Origin of the sequence: Streptomyces sp. NPDC000229 (genome assembly GCF_040300825.1) — a bacterium.
In the GTDB taxonomy this organism is placed as follows: domain Bacteria; phylum Actinomycetota; class Actinomycetes; order Streptomycetales; family Streptomycetaceae; genus Streptomyces.
Map to the genome: position 1 here is coordinate 1 of NZ_JBEPEL010000088.1, position 15073 is coordinate 15073.

A 15073-nucleotide genomic window follows, 5' to 3' on the forward strand; every position below is an offset into this window, starting at 1 on the left:
ACGGCGGGGGCGGGGGCGGGGGGGGGGGGGCGGGGGGGGGGGGGGCCCCCCCCCCCCCGCCGGCGTCGTCGGCGGGGCGGTCCTGCTCGGCGGCACGGCGGCCGTGTCGATGGCCGGTGACGCGGGTTTCCGCGTCACCGGCTCGGTGGTCGTCTCGTTCTCGTCAGTCGGGGCCACGGGGCAAGTCTCGCGTACGGCTACGACAATCGGCCGACCAGCCCGGAGATCACCGCTTCACCGCTTCGCCGGTTCGGCACTCGTCGGCCTCACCACTGCCACCGGTCTCCCGACGTGCCGCCTGGGCACTCGTCGGCCTCACCGCTTCTCCGGGGGGACGTCCACGGCCGCGCACACCGCACGCCACACGTCCTTCGCCTCCCACCCCGCGTCCAGCGCCTGGTACACCGTCCGGCCGCCCAGCTCGGACATGACATGGTCCCGAGCGAAGGACTCGGCGTACACCTCACCGAAGTGGTCCGCCATCCGCTCCCAGAAAATCGTCAACCGCATGCCTCAAGTATCCCGCTCCTGAGAGTGCAGCCCCGTCCGCGGCCCTTGCCGAAAGCCCTTTCCGCCCTACGGTCGGAACATGGCTGGAACTCCTCTCTCGCGCGCCGAGCACTTCATCTGGCTGACGGCCCGCGTGCTCGAACAGCGACGGTTCGCCTACCACTTCCTGGGCGGTGGCGCCGACGCCGTGGAGGCCGCCCTGACCGCGTACCTCAACGAGGACGGGGGTTACGGGCACGCCCTGGAGCCGGATCTGCGCGGCCCCGTGAGCCAGCCGCTGCACACCGCGCACGCGCTGCGGGTGCTGGACTCCATCGGCCGCTGCGGCGGGTTGCGCGTGGAGCGCATCTGCCGCTATCTGACGGGGGTGTCCACCCATGACGGTGCCCTTCCGGCCGTCCACCCCTCCATCCGGGGCTATCCGGCCGCTCCGTTCATGCCGGTCGTGGACGATCCCCCGAGTGAGCTGCTGGCCACCGGCCCGGTGGTCGGTCTGCTCCACCGCAACCACGTGTGGCACGCGTGGCTGTTCCGTGCCACGGACTTCTGCTGGGCCGCCATCGACGCGCTGGAGAAGTCCCATCCGTACGAGATCCAGGCCGCCGTCGCGTTCCTGGACGGCGTTCCGGACCGGGGCCGCGCGGAAGCCGCCGCGGACCGCCTCGGCCGTCTGGTGCGGGACCAGCGGCTGGCGGTGCTGGATCCGGAGCGCATCGACGAGTGTCCGGTCGCCCCGGGATACGCCCCGGGCGAGCACCATTTCCCGCACGACTACGCGCGCGTGCCGGACTCCCTCGCCCGGAGCTGGTTCACGGACGAGGAGATGGCCCGTTCCCTGGACCTTCTCGCGGCCGGCCAGGAGGAGGACGGCGGCTGGCCGGTCAGGTGGCGCCAGTGGGCACCGGGCACGGCCCTGGAGTCGCGCCCGGTCGTGACGGTCGAGGCGCTGCGTACGCTGCGGGCGTACGGCCGTCCGATCGGCGGCTGACCGCCGCCCGGCTGCCCGTGCGGGACGGCCGTACTGTCAACCGCCCATGGCCCGCGCACCCGCCGTCACCACGACCGCGGCGGCGACCACGACGAGGAAGGGCGCGCGGAGGACCAGGGCGAGCGCCGCCGCGGCGAGACCTGCCCCCCGCGCGTCCACGACGAGCCCGCTGTCGGTGCTGAAGGTCTGCTGCGCGGTGAGCGCGGCCAGCAGGGCGACGGGCAGCAGCGCCGACAGCCGCTGCACGAGCGGCCGTTCCAGCGCCCCGGCGGGCACGAGGAGCCCGATCAGCTTGAGGAGGTAGCAGCCGGCCGCGGTGAGGCCTATGGCGAGCCATATGGTCATCGTTCCGCCCCCTTGTCCGTACGAGCGGTCTTGCGGCCCTGGAGCCACAGCACGGCGGGCGCGGCGAGCGCCGCCACCAGAACCGGCACACCGGCGGGCAGTACCGGCAGGAAGCCGAGCCCCAGGACGACGGCGAGCCCGGCGACCGCCCGCTCGGTGGCCGTCCGCAGCATGGGGGCCAGCAGGGCGAGGAAGACGGCCGGTCCGGCGGCGTCCAGCCCCCAGCTGTCGGTGTCGCCGATGGCCTCGGCGCCCAGCGCCCCGAGGAGCGTGGTCAGGTTCCACAGCACATAGAGGGTGATCCCGGTGACGGTGAAGCCGATACGGGCGGCCCGCCGGTGGGGCTGGGCGAGCGACACGGCCGCCGTCTCGTCGATGACCCAGTGGGCGGCGAGCGGCCGTACGGGGCGCGGCAGGGCGAGCAGCTGTGACAGCCGCAGACCGTAGAAGGCGTTGCGGGTGCCCAGGAAGAAGGCGCCCGCCGCGGCGGTGAACGGGTTCCCTCCGGCCGCGAGGGCGCCGACGAGTGCGAACTGGGAGGCGCCGGTGAAGACCAGCAGGCTGAGCGCGCAGGTCTGCAGGAGGTCCAGCCCGGCCCCGGCCGAGGTCACGCCGAACGCGAAGCCGGAGAGCCCGACGGCGACGCCGACGCCGAGCGCGTCACGGACCACGGCACGGTCGGGCTTGGTCGCGGGTGGTCCGCCTGTCTCTGTGAGTGCTGTCTGTTCTGCCACGCCCCGACGCTACGGAGGGGGAAGCCCCCGGGTCTTGTACGTTCTTGCGCGCTCATGCTGGTAGGCGCCCGGCGGCACCCCGACGATCCGGGTGAAGTGCCGGTTGAGGTGGGGCTGGTCGGTGAAGCCGACCGCGGCGGCGGCAGCCGCGGGCGGCGTGCCCGACTCCAGCAGGTGCCGGGCGGTACGCACGCGCGCGTTGGTCAGCCAGGTGTGCGGGGGCATGCCGTAGGCCGCCTTGAAGGCGCGCAGCAGGGCGAAGGGGCTGGTGCCGAGCTCCCGCGCCAGCTGTTCCAGGGACGGCGGCTCGGCCATGCGCTGCTGGAGGAGCTCCTTGGCCAGGGCGGCCGTGCGGGCCCCGGCGGTGAGCGGCCGGCGCCGGGGCAGCGACTGGCCGTGGCGGCGCAGCAGCCGGGCGACGGCCACCCGGAGGAGGCTGTCGGCGGCCAGCGCGTTGCCCTCCTCGGCCGCCCGGTGCACGGCGCGGATCAGCTGGGCGGTGTCCTCGTCCTCGACGATGGTCTCGGCGAAGCCGGCGGTGCCGCGCAGGGTCGTCTCCTCCTCCGCGATCGCGGCGACGAGCGCCGACGAGGGGTAGAGGGTCGCGTAGGACCAGCCTTCGGGCACCCCCGCGTGGGCGGAGTGCGGCACCTCGGGGTTGATCATGACAACGGTGCCGCGGCGGGCCCGGATCGTGCCCTCGGGCATGACCACGTCCTCGACCCCGCGCCGCACCGCGCCGAGGACGAATCCCTCATGGCTGTGCCGGGTGAAGGAATGGCGTACGTAGCGGGCGCGGAGCAGGTCGAGGCCGGGCACACCGGGGTACCGCCAGTGCCTGGCCCATTCGCCTTCCCGTTCCCGCCCCTGCCTGCTCGCCATTCCTCCATTCTGCGTCCGGCCGCACGCCGTGACCTGAGCGTCCACGTCCCGGACAGCGCTGCCGCGCCCGATTGTCAGTGGCGGGGTGCACGATGGGGGACATGGCCAGGACTGCGCTCGACTCCTTCTCCCCCGCGACCCGAGGCTGGTTCACGGGGGCCTTCCGCGCGCCCACCGCGGCCCAGGAGGGCGCCTGGCGGGCGATCGGCGAAGGCTCGGACGTCCTGGTCGTCGCACCCACCGGGTCCGGCAAGACGCTGGCGGCGTTCCTCGCCTCCCTGGACCGGCTCGCGTCCACCCCGCCGCCCGCCGACGCGAAGAAGCGCTGCCGGGTGCTGTACGTGTCCCCGCTCAAGGCGCTCGCCGTCGACGTGGAACGCAATCTGCGCAGTCCACTGACCGGCATCCGCCAGGAGTCCGTCCGCCTCGGCCTGCCCGAGCCGGAGGTACGGGTCGGCATCCGCTCGGGCGACACCCCTGCCGCCGAGCGGCGCTCGCTCGCCACCAGGCCGCCGGACATCCTGATCACCACGCCCGAGTCGCTGTTCCTGATGCTCACCTCCGCCGCGCGGGACGCGCTGTCCGGAGTGGAGACGGTGATCCTCGACGAGGTGCACGCGGTCGCCGGGACGAAGCGGGGCGCCCACCTCGCGCTGTCCCTGGAGCGGCTTGACGAGCTGCTGCCGCGCCCGGCCCGCCGTATCGGGCTGTCGGCGACGGTCCGCCCGGTGGACGAGGTGGCCCGCTATCTGTCTCCGCAGCGGAAGGTGGAGATCGTCCAGCCCGCCTCCGGCAAGGAGTTCGACCTGTCGGTGGTCGTCCCGGTCGAGGACCTGGGCGAGCTGGGCGGTTCACCCGCCGCGGACGCCGGGGGCAACGCCGAGAAGCCGTCGATCTGGCCGCATGTCGAGGAGCGGATCGCCGACCTCGTCCAGGCGCACCGCTCGACGATCGTCTTCGCCAACTCGCGGCGACTGGCCGAGCGCCTGTGCAACCGGCTCAATGAGATCGCCTACGAGCGGGCCACCGGGGAAGCCCTCCCCGAGGACCAGTCCCCCGCCGAGCTGATGGCGCAGTCCGGCGCGGCGAAGGGTGCCCCACCGCTGCTGGCGAGGGCGCACCACGGCTCGGTCTCCAAGGAGCAGCGGGCCCTGGTCGAGGAGGACCTCAAGGCGGGCCGGCTGCCCGCCGTGGTCGCCACCTCCAGCCTGGAGCTGGGCATCGACATGGGCGCGGTGGACCTGGTCGTCCAGGTCGAGTCGCCGCCGTCCGTGGCCTCCGGCCTCCAGCGGGTGGGCCGCGCCGGGCACCAGGTGGGTGCCGTGTCGACGGGCGTGGTCTTCCCGAAGTACCGCGGTGACCTGGTGCAGGCGGCCGTGGTCACCGAGCGGATGCGCAGCGGTTCCATCGAGTCGATGCGGATCCCGGCCAACCCGCTGGACGTGCTGGCCCAGCAGCTGGTCGCCATGGTCGCCCTGGACACCTGGCAGTTCGACGACCTGCTCGCCGTGGTCCGGCGGGCGGCGCCGTTCGCGTCGCTGCCCGAGTCGGCGTTCACCGCCGTCCTGGACATGCTCGCCGGGCGGTATCCGTCCGACGCGTTCGCGGAGCTGCGCCCGCGTGTGGTGTGGGACCGCGTCACCGGCGCGGTCACCGGCAGGCCGGGGGCGCAGCGACTCGCCGTCACCTCGGGCGGCACGATCCCCGACCGGGGCCTGTTCGGGGTGTTCCTAGCGGGCGCTGACCCCAAGAAGGGCGGGGGCCGGGTCGGTGAACTGGACGAGGAGATGGTGTACGAGTCGCGGGTCGGCGACGTGTTCACCCTCGGCACGTCCTCATGGCGCATCGAGGACATCACGCGTGACCGGGTGCTGGTCTCCCCCGCGCCGGGTGTGCCGGGCCGGCTGCCGTTCTGGAAGGGCGACCAGCTGGGCCGTCCGCTGGAGCTGGGCCGTGCGGTGGGCGCGTTCCTCCGCGAGGTGGGCTCGCTGGCACCGGACGACGCGCGGCTGCGGCTGCTGGCGGCGGGTCTGGACGCCTGGGCGGCGGACAACGTCCTGGCGTACCTGGAGGAGCAGCGCCAGGCCTGCGGCCATGTGCCGGACGACCGGACCATCCTGGTGGAGCGGTTCCGCGACGAGCTGGGCGACTGGCGGGTGGTGGTGCACTCGCCGTTCGGCGCGCAGGTGCACGCCCCGTGGGCGCTGGCCCTGGGCGCCCGGCTCTCCGAGCGGTACGGCATGGACGCCCAGGTCATGCACGCCGACGACGGCATCGTGCTGCGGCTGCCCGACGCCGACCTGATGGGCCTGGACCTGCTCGACCAGGACCCGGCCGCCCCCGGCCTGGAGTACGACGACAACCAGGCGCCGGTGGGCGCCGCCGACGTCCTGTTCGACAAGGGCGAGGTCGACCAGATCGTCACCGACCAGGTCGGCGGCTCAGCACTGTTCGCGGCCCGCTTCCGTGAGTGCGCGGCCCGCGCTCTGCTGCTGCCGCGCCGCAACCCGGGCAAGCGCACGCCCCTGTGGCAACAGCGCCAGCGCGCCGCCCAGCTGCTCCAGGTGGCCGGTGAGTTCGGCTCGTTCCCCATCGTCCTGGAAGCGGTCCGCGAGTGCCTCCAGGACGTCTTCGACGTGCCCGGGCTGCGGGAGCTGATGGGTGACATCGAGTCCCGCCGCGTCCGGCTGGTCGAGGTGACGACCCCCGAGCCGTCCCCCTTCGCCCGTTCGCTCCTGTTCGGGTATGTGGCCCAGTTCCTGTACGAGGGCGACTCCCCGCTCGCCGAGCGGCGGGCCGCCGCACTGTCCCTGGACTCGCGGCTCCTGGCCGAGCTGCTGGGCCAGGCGGAGCTGCGCGAGCTGCTGGACGCGGACGTCCTGACCGAGCTGGAGAGCGAGCTCCAGTGGCTCACGGAGGACCGCCGCGTCAAGGACGTGGAGGGTGTCGCGGACGTGCTGCGCGTCCTCGGCCCGCTCACGGAGGCCGAGCTGGTCGAGCGCGGAGCCGACCCGGACTGGCCGCGGCACCTGGAGAAGACCCGCCGGGCCATCCGCGTCCGTGTCGCGGGCGCCGACCACTGGGCGGCCGTCGAGGACGCGGGCCGGCTGCGCGACGCCCTGGGCACGGCCCTCCCGGTCGGTGTCCCGGAGGCGTTCACCGAGCCGGTCAAGGATCCGCTCGGCGACCTCCTCGCGCGGTACGCGCGCACGCACGGCCCTTTCACGTCCGCCCGGGCCGCCGCCCGGTTCGGTCTGGGGGCCGCCGTCACCGACGGCGCCCTGCACCGCCTGGCCGCCGCCGGCCGTGTCGTCCAGGGCGAGTTCCACCCGTCCGGCATCGGCCAGGAGTGGTGCGACGCTGCCGTACTGCGCCGGCTGCGCCGCCGCTCGCTCGCCGCCCTCCGCCACGAGCTGGAACCGGTCCCCCCGGCGGCGCTCGCCACCTTCCTGCCCCAGTGGCAGCACCTGGGCGGCAACAGCCTGCGCGGCATCGACGGACTGGCCCGCGCCATCGAACAGCTCCAGGGTGCACCCGTCCCCGCCTCCGCCCTCGAGAAGCTGATCCTGCCCTCCCGCGTCACCGGTTACAGCCCCGCCATGCTCGACGAGCTCACCACCACCGGCGAGGTCGTGTGGGCCGGAGCGGGCGCCCTTCCCGGGAAGGACGGCTGGGTCTCGCTCTACCTCGCCGACGCCGCGCCCCTGCTGCTCCCCCAGCCCCACCCGCTGGAGCTCACCGCCCTGCACGAGTCGATCCTGACCACCCTCTCCGGCGGGTACGGCCTGTTCTTCCGCCAGATCGCCGACCAGGTCCGCGCCACCACCCACCCGGACGCCACCGACCCCCAGCTGGCCGACGCACTGTGGGACCTGGCCTGGTCCGGCCGGCTCACCAACGACACGCTGGCGCCGCTGCGCTCCCTGCTCGGCTCCGGCCGTACGGCGGGCTCCACCGCCCACCGCGCCAAGCGCACCGTCCCCCGCGGCCGGTACGGCACCCTGACCGCGGCCGCCCGCACCGCCTCCCGCTCCGGCCCGCCCACCGTCAGCGGCCGCTGGTCCCTCCTCCCGCCCCCGGAACCGGAGCCCACCCACCGCGCCCACGCACTGGCACGGACCCTGCTGGACCGGCATGGCGTGGTCACGCGCGGCGCGGTGGCCGCGGAGGGCGTGGAGGGCGGCTTCTCGGCGACGTACCGCGTGCTGTCGGCCTTCGAGGACACCGGCCAGGCCCGCCGCGGCTATGTGGTCGAGGGCCTGGGAGCCGCCCAGTTCGCCATGGACGGCGCCGTCGACCGTCTCCGCGCGGCGGCCACCGCCCGCGACCGCGCCGACACCGCGGCCGCCCCGCGTGCCGTCGTCCTCGCCGCCGCCGACCCGGCCAACGCGTACGGCGCCGCGCTGTCCTGGCCCGAGCCCCCCTCCGGCGCCGGCCACAAACCGGGCCGGAAGGCCGGTTCCCTCGTCGTGCTCGTCGACGGCGAGCTGACCCTCTACATGGAACGCGGGGGCAAGACCCTCCTGTCCTGGCGCACCGAACCGGACGAGCCGGCCCTCCAGGCCGCCACCGACGCCCTCGCGGCAGCGGCCCGCGCGGGTTCCCTCGGCACCGTCACGGTCGAGCGGATCAACGGCGCCGCAGCTCTCACCTCCCCCCTGTCCCGCTCCCTGGAAGCAGCCGGCTTCCACGCGACCCCACGAGGCCTCCGTCTCCGCGCGTGAACGGCCCCGCACGGCCCGGGCCCGCCCGACTACGCCCACAGCCCCGGCATCCCACCCCCGCACCACCCCCCACCACCACGGGCCCGCACCGAACCGGCCGCCCCGCCTCCACGCACCCGCCCCGCCTCCACGCACCCGCCCCCACACCCCCGCCCCGCCGCTTCCCGCATCATGGACCCATGCCCGAAGGAGACACCGTCTGGCTGACCGCCCGGCGCCTGCACACCGCCCTCGGGGGCGAGCTGCTGACCCGCTCCGACCTCCGGGTCCCCCGCCTGGCCACCGCCGACCTCACCGGGCGGGCACTGCTCGACGTCACTCCGCGCGGCAAGCATCTCCTCACCCGCATCGAGGGTGGCCTCACCCTCCACTCCCACCTCCAGATGGACGGCTCCTGGCGGGTCTACACGCCCGACGAGCGCTGGAGCGGCGGCCCCGGCCACCAGATCAGGGTCATCCTCGGAACCGCGACCCACACCGCGGTCGGCTACCGCCTCCCCGTCCTGGACCTGATCCGCACCAGCGACGAGCCGTCCGTCGTCGGCCACCTCGGCCCGGACCTCCTGGGCCCGGACTGGGACGCCGAGGAAGCGGTACGCAGGGTGTGCGCCGACCCGGCCCGCCCCCTCGGCGAAGCGCTCCTGGACCAGCGGAATCTCGCGGGCATCGGCAACGTCTACAAGTGCGAGCTCGCCTTCATGGCCAAGGTCACGCCCTGGCTTCCGGTCGGCGGCCTCCACCCCGGGGTGCCCGAACGGCTGATCGCCACCGCCCACCGGCTCCTGGAGGCGAACAAGGAGCGCTTCGACCGCCGGACGATTCTCAGCACCGACCGCCCCGACCGGAAGCTCTACGTCTACGGCCGCAAGAACCAGCCCTGCTACCGCTGCGGCACCGCCATCCGCCGCAAGGAGGAAACCGGAAGGGAACGCATCTCCTACTGGTGCCCGGGCTGCCAGTCCGGCCCCGCCCCCACTCATTGACGGCCCGTCAGCTCAGCCGTACGGTCCCGGCATGGCCCTCCCGCCGTACGACCGTACCGGCCGCGCCGCGTTCGTCATCCGAGCCGCAAGCGGCATCAGCGCGCCACCGCCACCCTGCTCGCGGAGGCGGGCGCCGTCGTCCACTGCGCGGGCCGTAACGGGAGCGGCCTGCACGAGACCCTCGTCCATCACGACCGGTCAGATACTCCGCCCGAACGGCGGCGTAGCCATGCCCTGGTGAGGCGCACAGCGACAGGAGGGGACGGTGTACGGGTCACGGACACCGTGCGGGCCGAGGTCACATGCACCGGGAGCAGGCTGAGCCCCCAGCCTCCCGCCACCACGGTCCCCTCGACCAGCCCCACCTGACCGGGCACCAGCGCCAGTCTGAGCACCGCCCACCACCACAGCGCGCCCAGCACCAGCGTGAGCGCCGGCAGCGCAACCCGTCGCCGTACCATGGCCGCCTCCTCCGGTCGACGCTAGACCGGCCCGATCACATGGCGGGAGGGCGTACCGATGCGCGCCTCCAGCGCACGCGCTTCGGCACACCCTCCCGACCTGACCATCCCAGCGCCCGGTGACGTTACGGGTTGTCCGCCTGGCGGCTCTCCGCCTGGAACATCCAGGCGTGCTTTTCGAGGTCCGCGGTCAGCGCGATCAGCAGGTCCTGCGTCACCGGGTCGGGCTTGTCGGTCGCCTCGATCCGCTCACGCATCCGGCCGATCACGATCACCAGCGCGTCGACCAGGATCCTGACCGCTTCATCGTCCTTGATCCAGCCCGTCGGCACGTTCTTGATCGCCGTGCTGGACGCGACCGTCGTGGCCCGGCCGTCCGGGGTGACACCGAGCGCCGACGCGCGTTCCGCCATGACATCGGAGTGCTGGCGGGCGGTGGCCACGACCTCGTCGAGCTGCAGGTGGATGGAGCGGAAGCGCGGTCCGACCACGTTCCAGTGCACCTGCTTCGCCACGAGGGACAGGTCCACCGCGTCGATGAGTGCGCCCTGCAGGGCTTCGCCGACCACCTTCAGGTCGGCGTCGGACAGCGGGCTCTTCACGACTGACATTCCGAATCCTCCGTTTCCCGGCGCGCGGCGGGAGCGCACGCCCGACCACCATTACACATACGACCTAAAACGGGCATTCGGGGTAAACGAAAGCCCCGGTCGGCCATTCGGGTACCCGACCGGGGCTCAGCTCAAAACGTAAGCTCCCAAACGCGAGAGCACTCAGGCGGCGACGACGTCCACCGCCTCCGCGGGCGCCTTGATGGTCACCCGCTCCGTCGGCACACCCGCCACCGACGTCACGGACACAGAATTGAGCATCGGGCGTACTGGTGCCGACACCGGCTCACTCGCCGCTGCCGATTCGGCCAGCTCAGCCAGCGAGAGCTCGTCGCTCACCTCTCGCATGAGCTCGGACATCCGTACGTCAAGCGCGTCGCAGATCGCGGAGAGCAGTTCGGAGGAAGCCTCCTTCTGCCCCCGCTCCACCTCGGAGAGATAGCCGAGCGAAACTCGGGCGGACGAGGAGACTTCGCGCAGAGTACGGCCCTGGCGCTGGCGCTGCCGACGCAGCACGTCACCCAACAGGCGACGGAGCAGAATCATCGGTGGCTCCCTCCTCGGACCGTGTAGCCGCATCCTTCACGCCCCACCGTACCGCCTCGCGCTGCGGCCGTGCGGGGAGCGATGACGTGTTCACTCAGGGCTGCAAACATCAGTTCCCCCCGTTCTGTTCCGTATCCTGTGCCCGCGCATTCTCCGAGAGTTCGCCCACGAGCAGATCCAGCACGCTCCGTACACTCTCTTTACGGATTTCCGCACGGTCGCCGTTCAATCGCAGTGCGGTCACTTTCTCCGCACCGAGGGGCCCGCCGAGCGGCCCGCAGACCGCCACGTACACCGTGCCCACGGGCTGGCCGTCCTGCGGTTCGGGACCCGCGACACCGGTCGTCGCGATCCCCCATCCGGCCCCCAGCCGGGCCCGTACACCCACCGCCATCTGCAGCGCGACCTCCGGGTCGACGGCTCCGCGCCGGGCGAGCAGGGCCGCGTCGACGCCGAGCAGATCCTGCTTCAGCGCGGTCGCGTACGCCGTGACCGAGCCGCGGAAGGTCTTCGAGGCACCGGGCACGGAGGTCAGCTCCGCCGCCACCAGGCCACCGGTGAGCGACTCCGCGACAGCGACCGTCTGATTACTCTCCGCAAGGAGAGTCAGAGCGCGCGCTGCCGCATTCATCGTCCCGGCTCCGTCCCGGAGCGCTGCCGCGCCCGTTCCGCACGCTCCGCGGCGATTCCCTGACGTCGCAGGACCACCGCCTGTCGCACGTAGTCGAGCCCGGTCACGACCGTCAGCACGACGGCCACCGCCATCACCCAGAAGCGGAGTGTCGCCAGCGGACCGGTCAGCGCCAGAACATACATCCCGACCGCCGTCCCTTGGGCCAGCGTCTTCATCTTGCCGCCACGACTGGCCGGAATGACTCCGTGCCGGATCACCCAGAACCGCATCAGCGTGATGCCCAGCTCACGGAAGAGGATCACTCCGGTCACCCACCAGGGCAGGTCTCCGAGCGCCGACAGACAGATCAGCCCGGCCGCCATGATCGCCTTGTCCGCGATCGGGTCGGCGATCTTCCCGAAGTCCGTGACCAGGTTGTACGCCCGGGCCAGGTGCCCGTCGAAGATATCCGTGATCATGGCGACGGCGAACGCCGCCCACGCCCAGGCGCGCCAGGCCGGATCGTAGCCACCGTCCTGGAGCATGAGCACCACGAAGCCCGGCACCAGGACCAGCCGCACCATGGTGAGGATGTTGGCGATGTTCCACAGGCTGGCCTGATTGACGGCCGCGGCGCCCAGCTTGCCGCCGGGCGCGGGCCTACCCGTACCGCCCGCAGCGGATGCCGGGGCTCCGGTCATCTGCCCGCCCCCTCAAGGCATTCCGCCACCAGGTCGACGCCCTCCGTGGCGACGACCTTGGCCGTGACCATACGGCCGGGCACCAGGCCCTCGGCCGTCGTGAAGACCACCTGGCCGTCCGTCTCGGGCGCCTGGTGCGCGGCGCGGCCGACGGCGCCGTCCCCGTCCGGCGTCTCGTCCACCGACTCGACCAGTACCTCCAGGGTCTCGCCGAGCCGCTCCTCCGCGCGCTGGGCGGTCAGCTCCTCCGCGAGCCGCGACAGGTGGGCGAGCCGCTCGTCGACGACCTCCTGGTCGAGCTTGTTCTCGTACGTGGCGGCCTCTGTGCCGTCCTCGTCCGAGTACCCGAACACGCCGATGGCATCGAGCCGGGCATGCGTGATGAAGCGTTCCAGCTCCGCGAAGTCCTCCTCGCTCTCGCCGGGGAACCCGACGATGAAGTTGGACCGCACACCCGCCTGCGGGGCCTTGCCGCGGATGGTGTCCAGCAGCTCCAGGAACCGGTCGGTGTCACCGAAGCGCCGCATCGAGCGCAGCACGTCGGGAGCGGAGTGCTGGAAGGACAGGTCGAAGTACGGCGCGACCTTCTCCGTCGACGTCAGTACGTCGATGAGTCCGGGGCGCATCTCGGCGGGCTGCAGGTAGCTCACGCGGACGCGCTCGATCCCGTCGACCGCCGCCAGCTCCGGCAGCAGCGTCTCCAGGAGGCGGATGTCGCCGAGGTCCTTGCCGTACGAGGTGTTGTTCTCGGAGACCAGCATGATCTCCTTCACCCCCTGCTCCGCCAGCCAGCGGGTTTCCCCCAGGACGTCGGACGGCCGCCGGGAGACGAAGGAGCCCCGGAAGGACGGGATGGCGCAGAACGAGCAGCGGCGGTCGCAGCCGGAGGCCAGCTTCACCGAGGCGACCGGGCTGGTGTCGAGCCGGCGGCGCAGCGGGGCGCGCGGCCCGGAGGCCGGGGCCACGCCCTCGGGCAGGTCCTCCGGGGCGGGAGCGGGCTCCTGGGAGTGCCCGGGCAGGGCGACCTCGGCGGCGGCCTCCTGCCGCTGCACGGGGCTGAGCGGCAGCAGCTTGCGCCGGTCGCGCGGGGTGTGGGCCTCCACGCTTCCGCCGCTCAGGATGGTCTGGAGGCGGCTGGAGATGTCGGCGTAGTCGTCGAAGCCCAGCACACCGTCGGCCTCGGGCAGCGCGTCGGCGAGCTCCTTGCCGTACCGCTCGGCCATGCAGCCCACGGCCACGACGGCCTGGGTCCTGCCGTGATCCTTGAGATCGTTGGCTTCGAGCAGGGCGTCGACGGAGTCCTTCTTGGCGGCCTCGACGAAGCCACAGGTGTTGACGACCGCGACATCCGCGTCGGCGGCTTCCTCGACGAGCTCCCAGCCGTCCGCTGCCAAGCGGCCTGCGAGCTCCTCCGAGTCCACCTCGTTACGGGCGCAGCCAAGAGTGACAAGGGCGACGGTACGGCGTTCGGGCATGGACTCAAGACTACTTCGTCCCAGCGACACCCCCACCGCTCAGGGGTCACGGGCCCGAGCGCCCCGCGCCCGCCCCCCGGTGCCTGCCTCCGGAAACCACCCGTCCCGGTGGACCGCCCCCGCTCACCCGCGGCCGGAGCCGTCGCGCCGGGACGCGCCGCCGACCGCCCCACCGGGCCTCGCGCGAACCGGCCCCCGTACGGACCGGCCCAGCGGCCCGCAGCCCGTCCGGGCACCCCGGCCGATCGGCCCAGCGCCCCCACCCGGCCCCGCAGCCCGGGACGCGCCGCCCGATCCGCACCAGCACCAGCACCAGCACCAGCACCAGCACCAGCACCAGCACCAGCAAGCGAACCGAGCCAGGCGCCCGCCCCGGAAACGAACCGGGACCCAACGCCCGCGCCCGGAGACGAACCGAACCCCAGGGCCACCGCGCCCCGCCCGCCCATGCCGCCCCGGCGCCCCCCACGCCCGTCAGCCGACCTGCGGGTCGCCCTTCGTGTACGTCAGGCGCTCGACCTGGCCGGTCTCGAACTCGTCCTCGACCTTCTTGCCGTTCACGAAGATCTCGATCGCTCCGGCGTTGCCCAGGATGAGGTCCAGCCGCTCGTCGTCCTGGAACGTCTTGGTGTCGCCCTTCAGCAGCAGCCCGTCGTAGAGCAGCTTGCCGTTGCGCGCCTTGGCCGAAATCCAGCTCTTGTCGTCGGTCGCGGTGAGCCTGACCGTCACCTTGTCCTTGGGGGCGGCGGCGATGGCGCTCTCCGACGGCGCGGGCGGCGGGGCGACCACCTTGGGAGGCTTCGGCTTGCTGGTGGGCTTCTGTGCCGGGGCCGGGCCCTCGGCGACGTTGTTGCTCCGGGAGCCGCCGCCCTCACCGTTGAACAGGGTGAAGCCGACGAAGCCGATCACCGCGACGATCGCGGCGACCATGGCGGCGGTCCAGTTGGGCCGCCGGCGCTCGGGGCGGATGCGTTCGGCCTCGAACAGCGGTGCGGCGGGCGTCGGTGCCGGGCGGCCACCGTGCTCGGCGTCGTACTGCTCGACCAGGGCTGCGGGATCCAGACCGACCGCACGCGCGAGCGTACGGATATGGCCACGGGCGTACACGTCGCCGCCGCATCGCGAGAAGTCGTCCTCCTCGATCGCGTGGACGATCGGGATGCGGACGCGCGTGGAGGTGCTGACCTCCTCGACCGTGAGGCCGGCGGCGATGCGTGCCTGCTGGAGCGCACGGCCGATCGAGGGCCGGTCGTCCTCGGGAGCGTCCTGGACATCCTGGACATCCGGGGCGTCGAGGTTCGAAGGCCGGTCGTCTTCGGGGGAGTTGCCGATGGACACGAGGGCGCCTTTCGAGCGTGTAACCACCTGCTGGAGGTTCAGTCTATGGGTGGTACGAAAGGGTGGGGCAACCGGGCGGACGCACTTTGTACGCCATCGGAATGGCAGCGCGTCCTGGGGACGGACATCTATTTTCCGTCTCTCCCTCCAACTTGACGTACG

The 15073-nt window shown here is 72.9% G+C and carries 14 protein-coding genes and 1 pseudogene; 4 read left to right on the top strand and 11 right to left on the bottom strand.

The features are described from left to right. Positions 1–315 precede the first annotated feature (315 nt). A complete protein-coding gene (locus ABT360_RS29760) occupies positions 316–510 on the bottom strand; it encodes a DUF3046 domain-containing protein (RefSeq protein ID WP_351823182.1) in 195 nt (64 codons plus the stop codon). A 79-nt stretch (positions 511–589) separates the two neighbouring features. Here ABT360_RS29760 and ABT360_RS29765 point away from each other — a divergent pair, with 79 nt between their 5' ends. Then, the gene (locus ABT360_RS29765) at positions 590–1498 is read left to right on the top strand and encodes a hypothetical protein (RefSeq protein WP_351823185.1); all 909 of its coding nucleotides are present in this window, start codon (positions 590–592) and stop codon (positions 1496–1498) included. Positions 1499–1534: 36 nt separating this feature from the next. Here the strand turns inward: ABT360_RS29765 and ABT360_RS29770 are convergent, their stop codons facing one another. Genes ABT360_RS29770 through ABT360_RS29780 form a run of 3 tightly spaced genes read right to left on the bottom strand, consistent with a single transcriptional unit; the run spans position 1535 to position 3459 of the window. Further along, entirely contained in the window at positions 1535–1843 is a 309-nt protein-coding gene (locus ABT360_RS29770) for an AzlD domain-containing protein (RefSeq protein WP_351823188.1), read from the bottom strand. Then, positions 1840–2577, bottom strand: a complete 738-nt coding sequence (locus ABT360_RS29775) for an AzlC family ABC transporter permease (RefSeq protein ID WP_351823191.1) — start codon at positions 2575–2577, stop codon at positions 1840–1842. Before ABT360_RS29775 ends, ABT360_RS29770 begins: the two co-directional genes overlap by 4 nt. A gap of 9 nt (positions 2578–2586) precedes the next feature. After that, positions 2587–3459, bottom strand: coding sequence for an AraC family transcriptional regulator (locus tag ABT360_RS29780; protein WP_351823193.1), 873 nt, complete (start codon positions 3457–3459; stop codon positions 2587–2589). 101 nt (positions 3460–3560) lie between these two features. Between ABT360_RS29780 and ABT360_RS29785 the strand changes: the two genes are divergently transcribed. From ABT360_RS29785 to ABT360_RS29795, 3 genes and pseudogenes are all read left to right on the top strand, one after another. Then, positions 3561–8183, top strand: coding sequence for an ATP-dependent helicase (locus ABT360_RS29785; protein ID WP_351823196.1), 4623 nt, complete (start codon positions 3561–3563; stop codon positions 8181–8183). A 179-nt stretch (positions 8184–8362) separates the two neighbouring features. Further along, positions 8363–9166 (top strand): Fpg/Nei family DNA glycosylase, encoded by an 804-nt coding sequence (locus tag ABT360_RS29790; RefSeq protein ID WP_351823199.1) that lies wholly within the window; start codon positions 8363–8365, stop codon positions 9164–9166. Between the two features lie 31 nt (positions 9167–9197). Further along, positions 9198–9346, top strand: a pseudogene (locus tag ABT360_RS29795) (3-oxoacyl-ACP reductase); the annotation flags it as partial. A gap of 8 nt (positions 9347–9354) precedes the next feature. On the opposite strand, the gene ABT360_RS29800 reads toward ABT360_RS29795, so the two are convergent. From ABT360_RS29800 to ABT360_RS29830, 7 genes are all read right to left on the bottom strand, one after another. Next, a complete protein-coding gene (locus ABT360_RS29800) occupies positions 9355–9627 on the bottom strand; it encodes a hypothetical protein (protein ID WP_351823202.1) in 273 nt (90 codons plus the stop codon). Positions 9628–9752: 125 nt separating this feature from the next. After that, positions 9753–10238, bottom strand: coding sequence for a Dps family protein (locus tag ABT360_RS29805; RefSeq protein ID WP_351823205.1), 486 nt, complete (start codon positions 10236–10238; stop codon positions 9753–9755). Between the two features lie 162 nt (positions 10239–10400). Then, entirely contained in the window at positions 10401–10784 is a 384-nt protein-coding gene (locus tag ABT360_RS29810; protein ID WP_028963738.1) for a helix-turn-helix domain-containing protein, read from the bottom strand. A 109-nt stretch (positions 10785–10893) separates the two neighbouring features. Continuing rightward, the gene (locus ABT360_RS29815) at positions 10894–11415 is read right to left on the bottom strand and encodes a CinA family protein (protein ID WP_351823209.1); all 522 of its coding nucleotides are present in this window, start codon (positions 11413–11415) and stop codon (positions 10894–10896) included. Beyond that, complete coding sequence (pgsA, locus tag ABT360_RS29820; RefSeq protein ID WP_351823212.1) at positions 11412–12098, bottom strand: CDP-diacylglycerol--glycerol-3-phosphate 3-phosphatidyltransferase; 687 nt, start codon at positions 12096–12098, stop codon at positions 11412–11414. Before pgsA ends, ABT360_RS29815 begins: the two co-directional genes overlap by 4 nt. Then, the gene (rimO, locus tag ABT360_RS29825) at positions 12095–13573 is read right to left on the bottom strand and encodes a 30S ribosomal protein S12 methylthiotransferase RimO (protein WP_351823215.1); all 1479 of its coding nucleotides are present in this window, start codon (positions 13571–13573) and stop codon (positions 12095–12097) included. Before rimO ends, pgsA begins: the two co-directional genes overlap by 4 nt. Before the next feature lie 474 nt (positions 13574–14047). Next, positions 14048–14911: a helix-turn-helix domain-containing protein gene (locus tag ABT360_RS29830; RefSeq protein ID WP_351823218.1), complete on the bottom strand. Its 864-nt coding sequence runs from the start codon at positions 14909–14911 to the stop codon at positions 14048–14050. Between the last annotated feature and the right edge of the window lie 162 nt (positions 14912–15073).

Bases quoted from the DNA above. Each gene is read 5' to 3' on its own strand.
- ABT360_RS29765 (WP_351823185.1), top strand. From the start codon at position 590: ATGGCTGGAACTCCTCTCTCGCGCGCCGAGCACTTCATCTGGCTGACG.
- pgsA (WP_351823212.1), bottom strand. From the start codon at position 12,098: ATGACCGGAGCCCCGGCATCCGCTGCGGGCGGTACGGGTAGGCCCGCG.
- rimO (WP_351823215.1), bottom strand. From the start codon at position 13,573: ATGCCCGAACGCCGTACCGTCGCCCTTGTCACTCTTGGCTGCGCCCGT.
- ABT360_RS29790 (WP_351823199.1), top strand. From the start codon at position 8,363: ATGCCCGAAGGAGACACCGTCTGGCTGACCGCCCGGCGCCTGCACACC.
- ABT360_RS29815 (WP_351823209.1), bottom strand. From the start codon at position 11,415: ATGAATGCGGCAGCGCGCGCTCTGACTCTCCTTGCGGAGAGTAATCAG.
- ABT360_RS29805 (WP_351823205.1), bottom strand. From the start codon at position 10,238: ATGTCAGTCGTGAAGAGCCCGCTGTCCGACGCCGACCTGAAGGTGGTC.
- ABT360_RS29770 (WP_351823188.1), bottom strand. From the start codon at position 1,843: ATGACCATATGGCTCGCCATAGGCCTCACCGCGGCCGGCTGCTACCTC.
- ABT360_RS29760 (WP_351823182.1), bottom strand. From the start codon at position 510: ATGCGGTTGACGATTTTCTGGGAGCGGATGGCGGACCACTTCGGTGAG.
- ABT360_RS29800 (WP_351823202.1), bottom strand. From the start codon at position 9,627: ATGGTACGGCGACGGGTTGCGCTGCCGGCGCTCACGCTGGTGCTGGGC.
- ABT360_RS29785 (WP_351823196.1), top strand. From the start codon at position 3,561: ATGGCCAGGACTGCGCTCGACTCCTTCTCCCCCGCGACCCGAGGCTGG.
- ABT360_RS29780 (WP_351823193.1), bottom strand. From the start codon at position 3,459: ATGGCGAGCAGGCAGGGGCGGGAACGGGAAGGCGAATGGGCCAGGCAC.
- ABT360_RS29810 (WP_028963738.1), bottom strand. From the start codon at position 10,784: ATGATTCTGCTCCGTCGCCTGTTGGGTGACGTGCTGCGTCGGCAGCGC.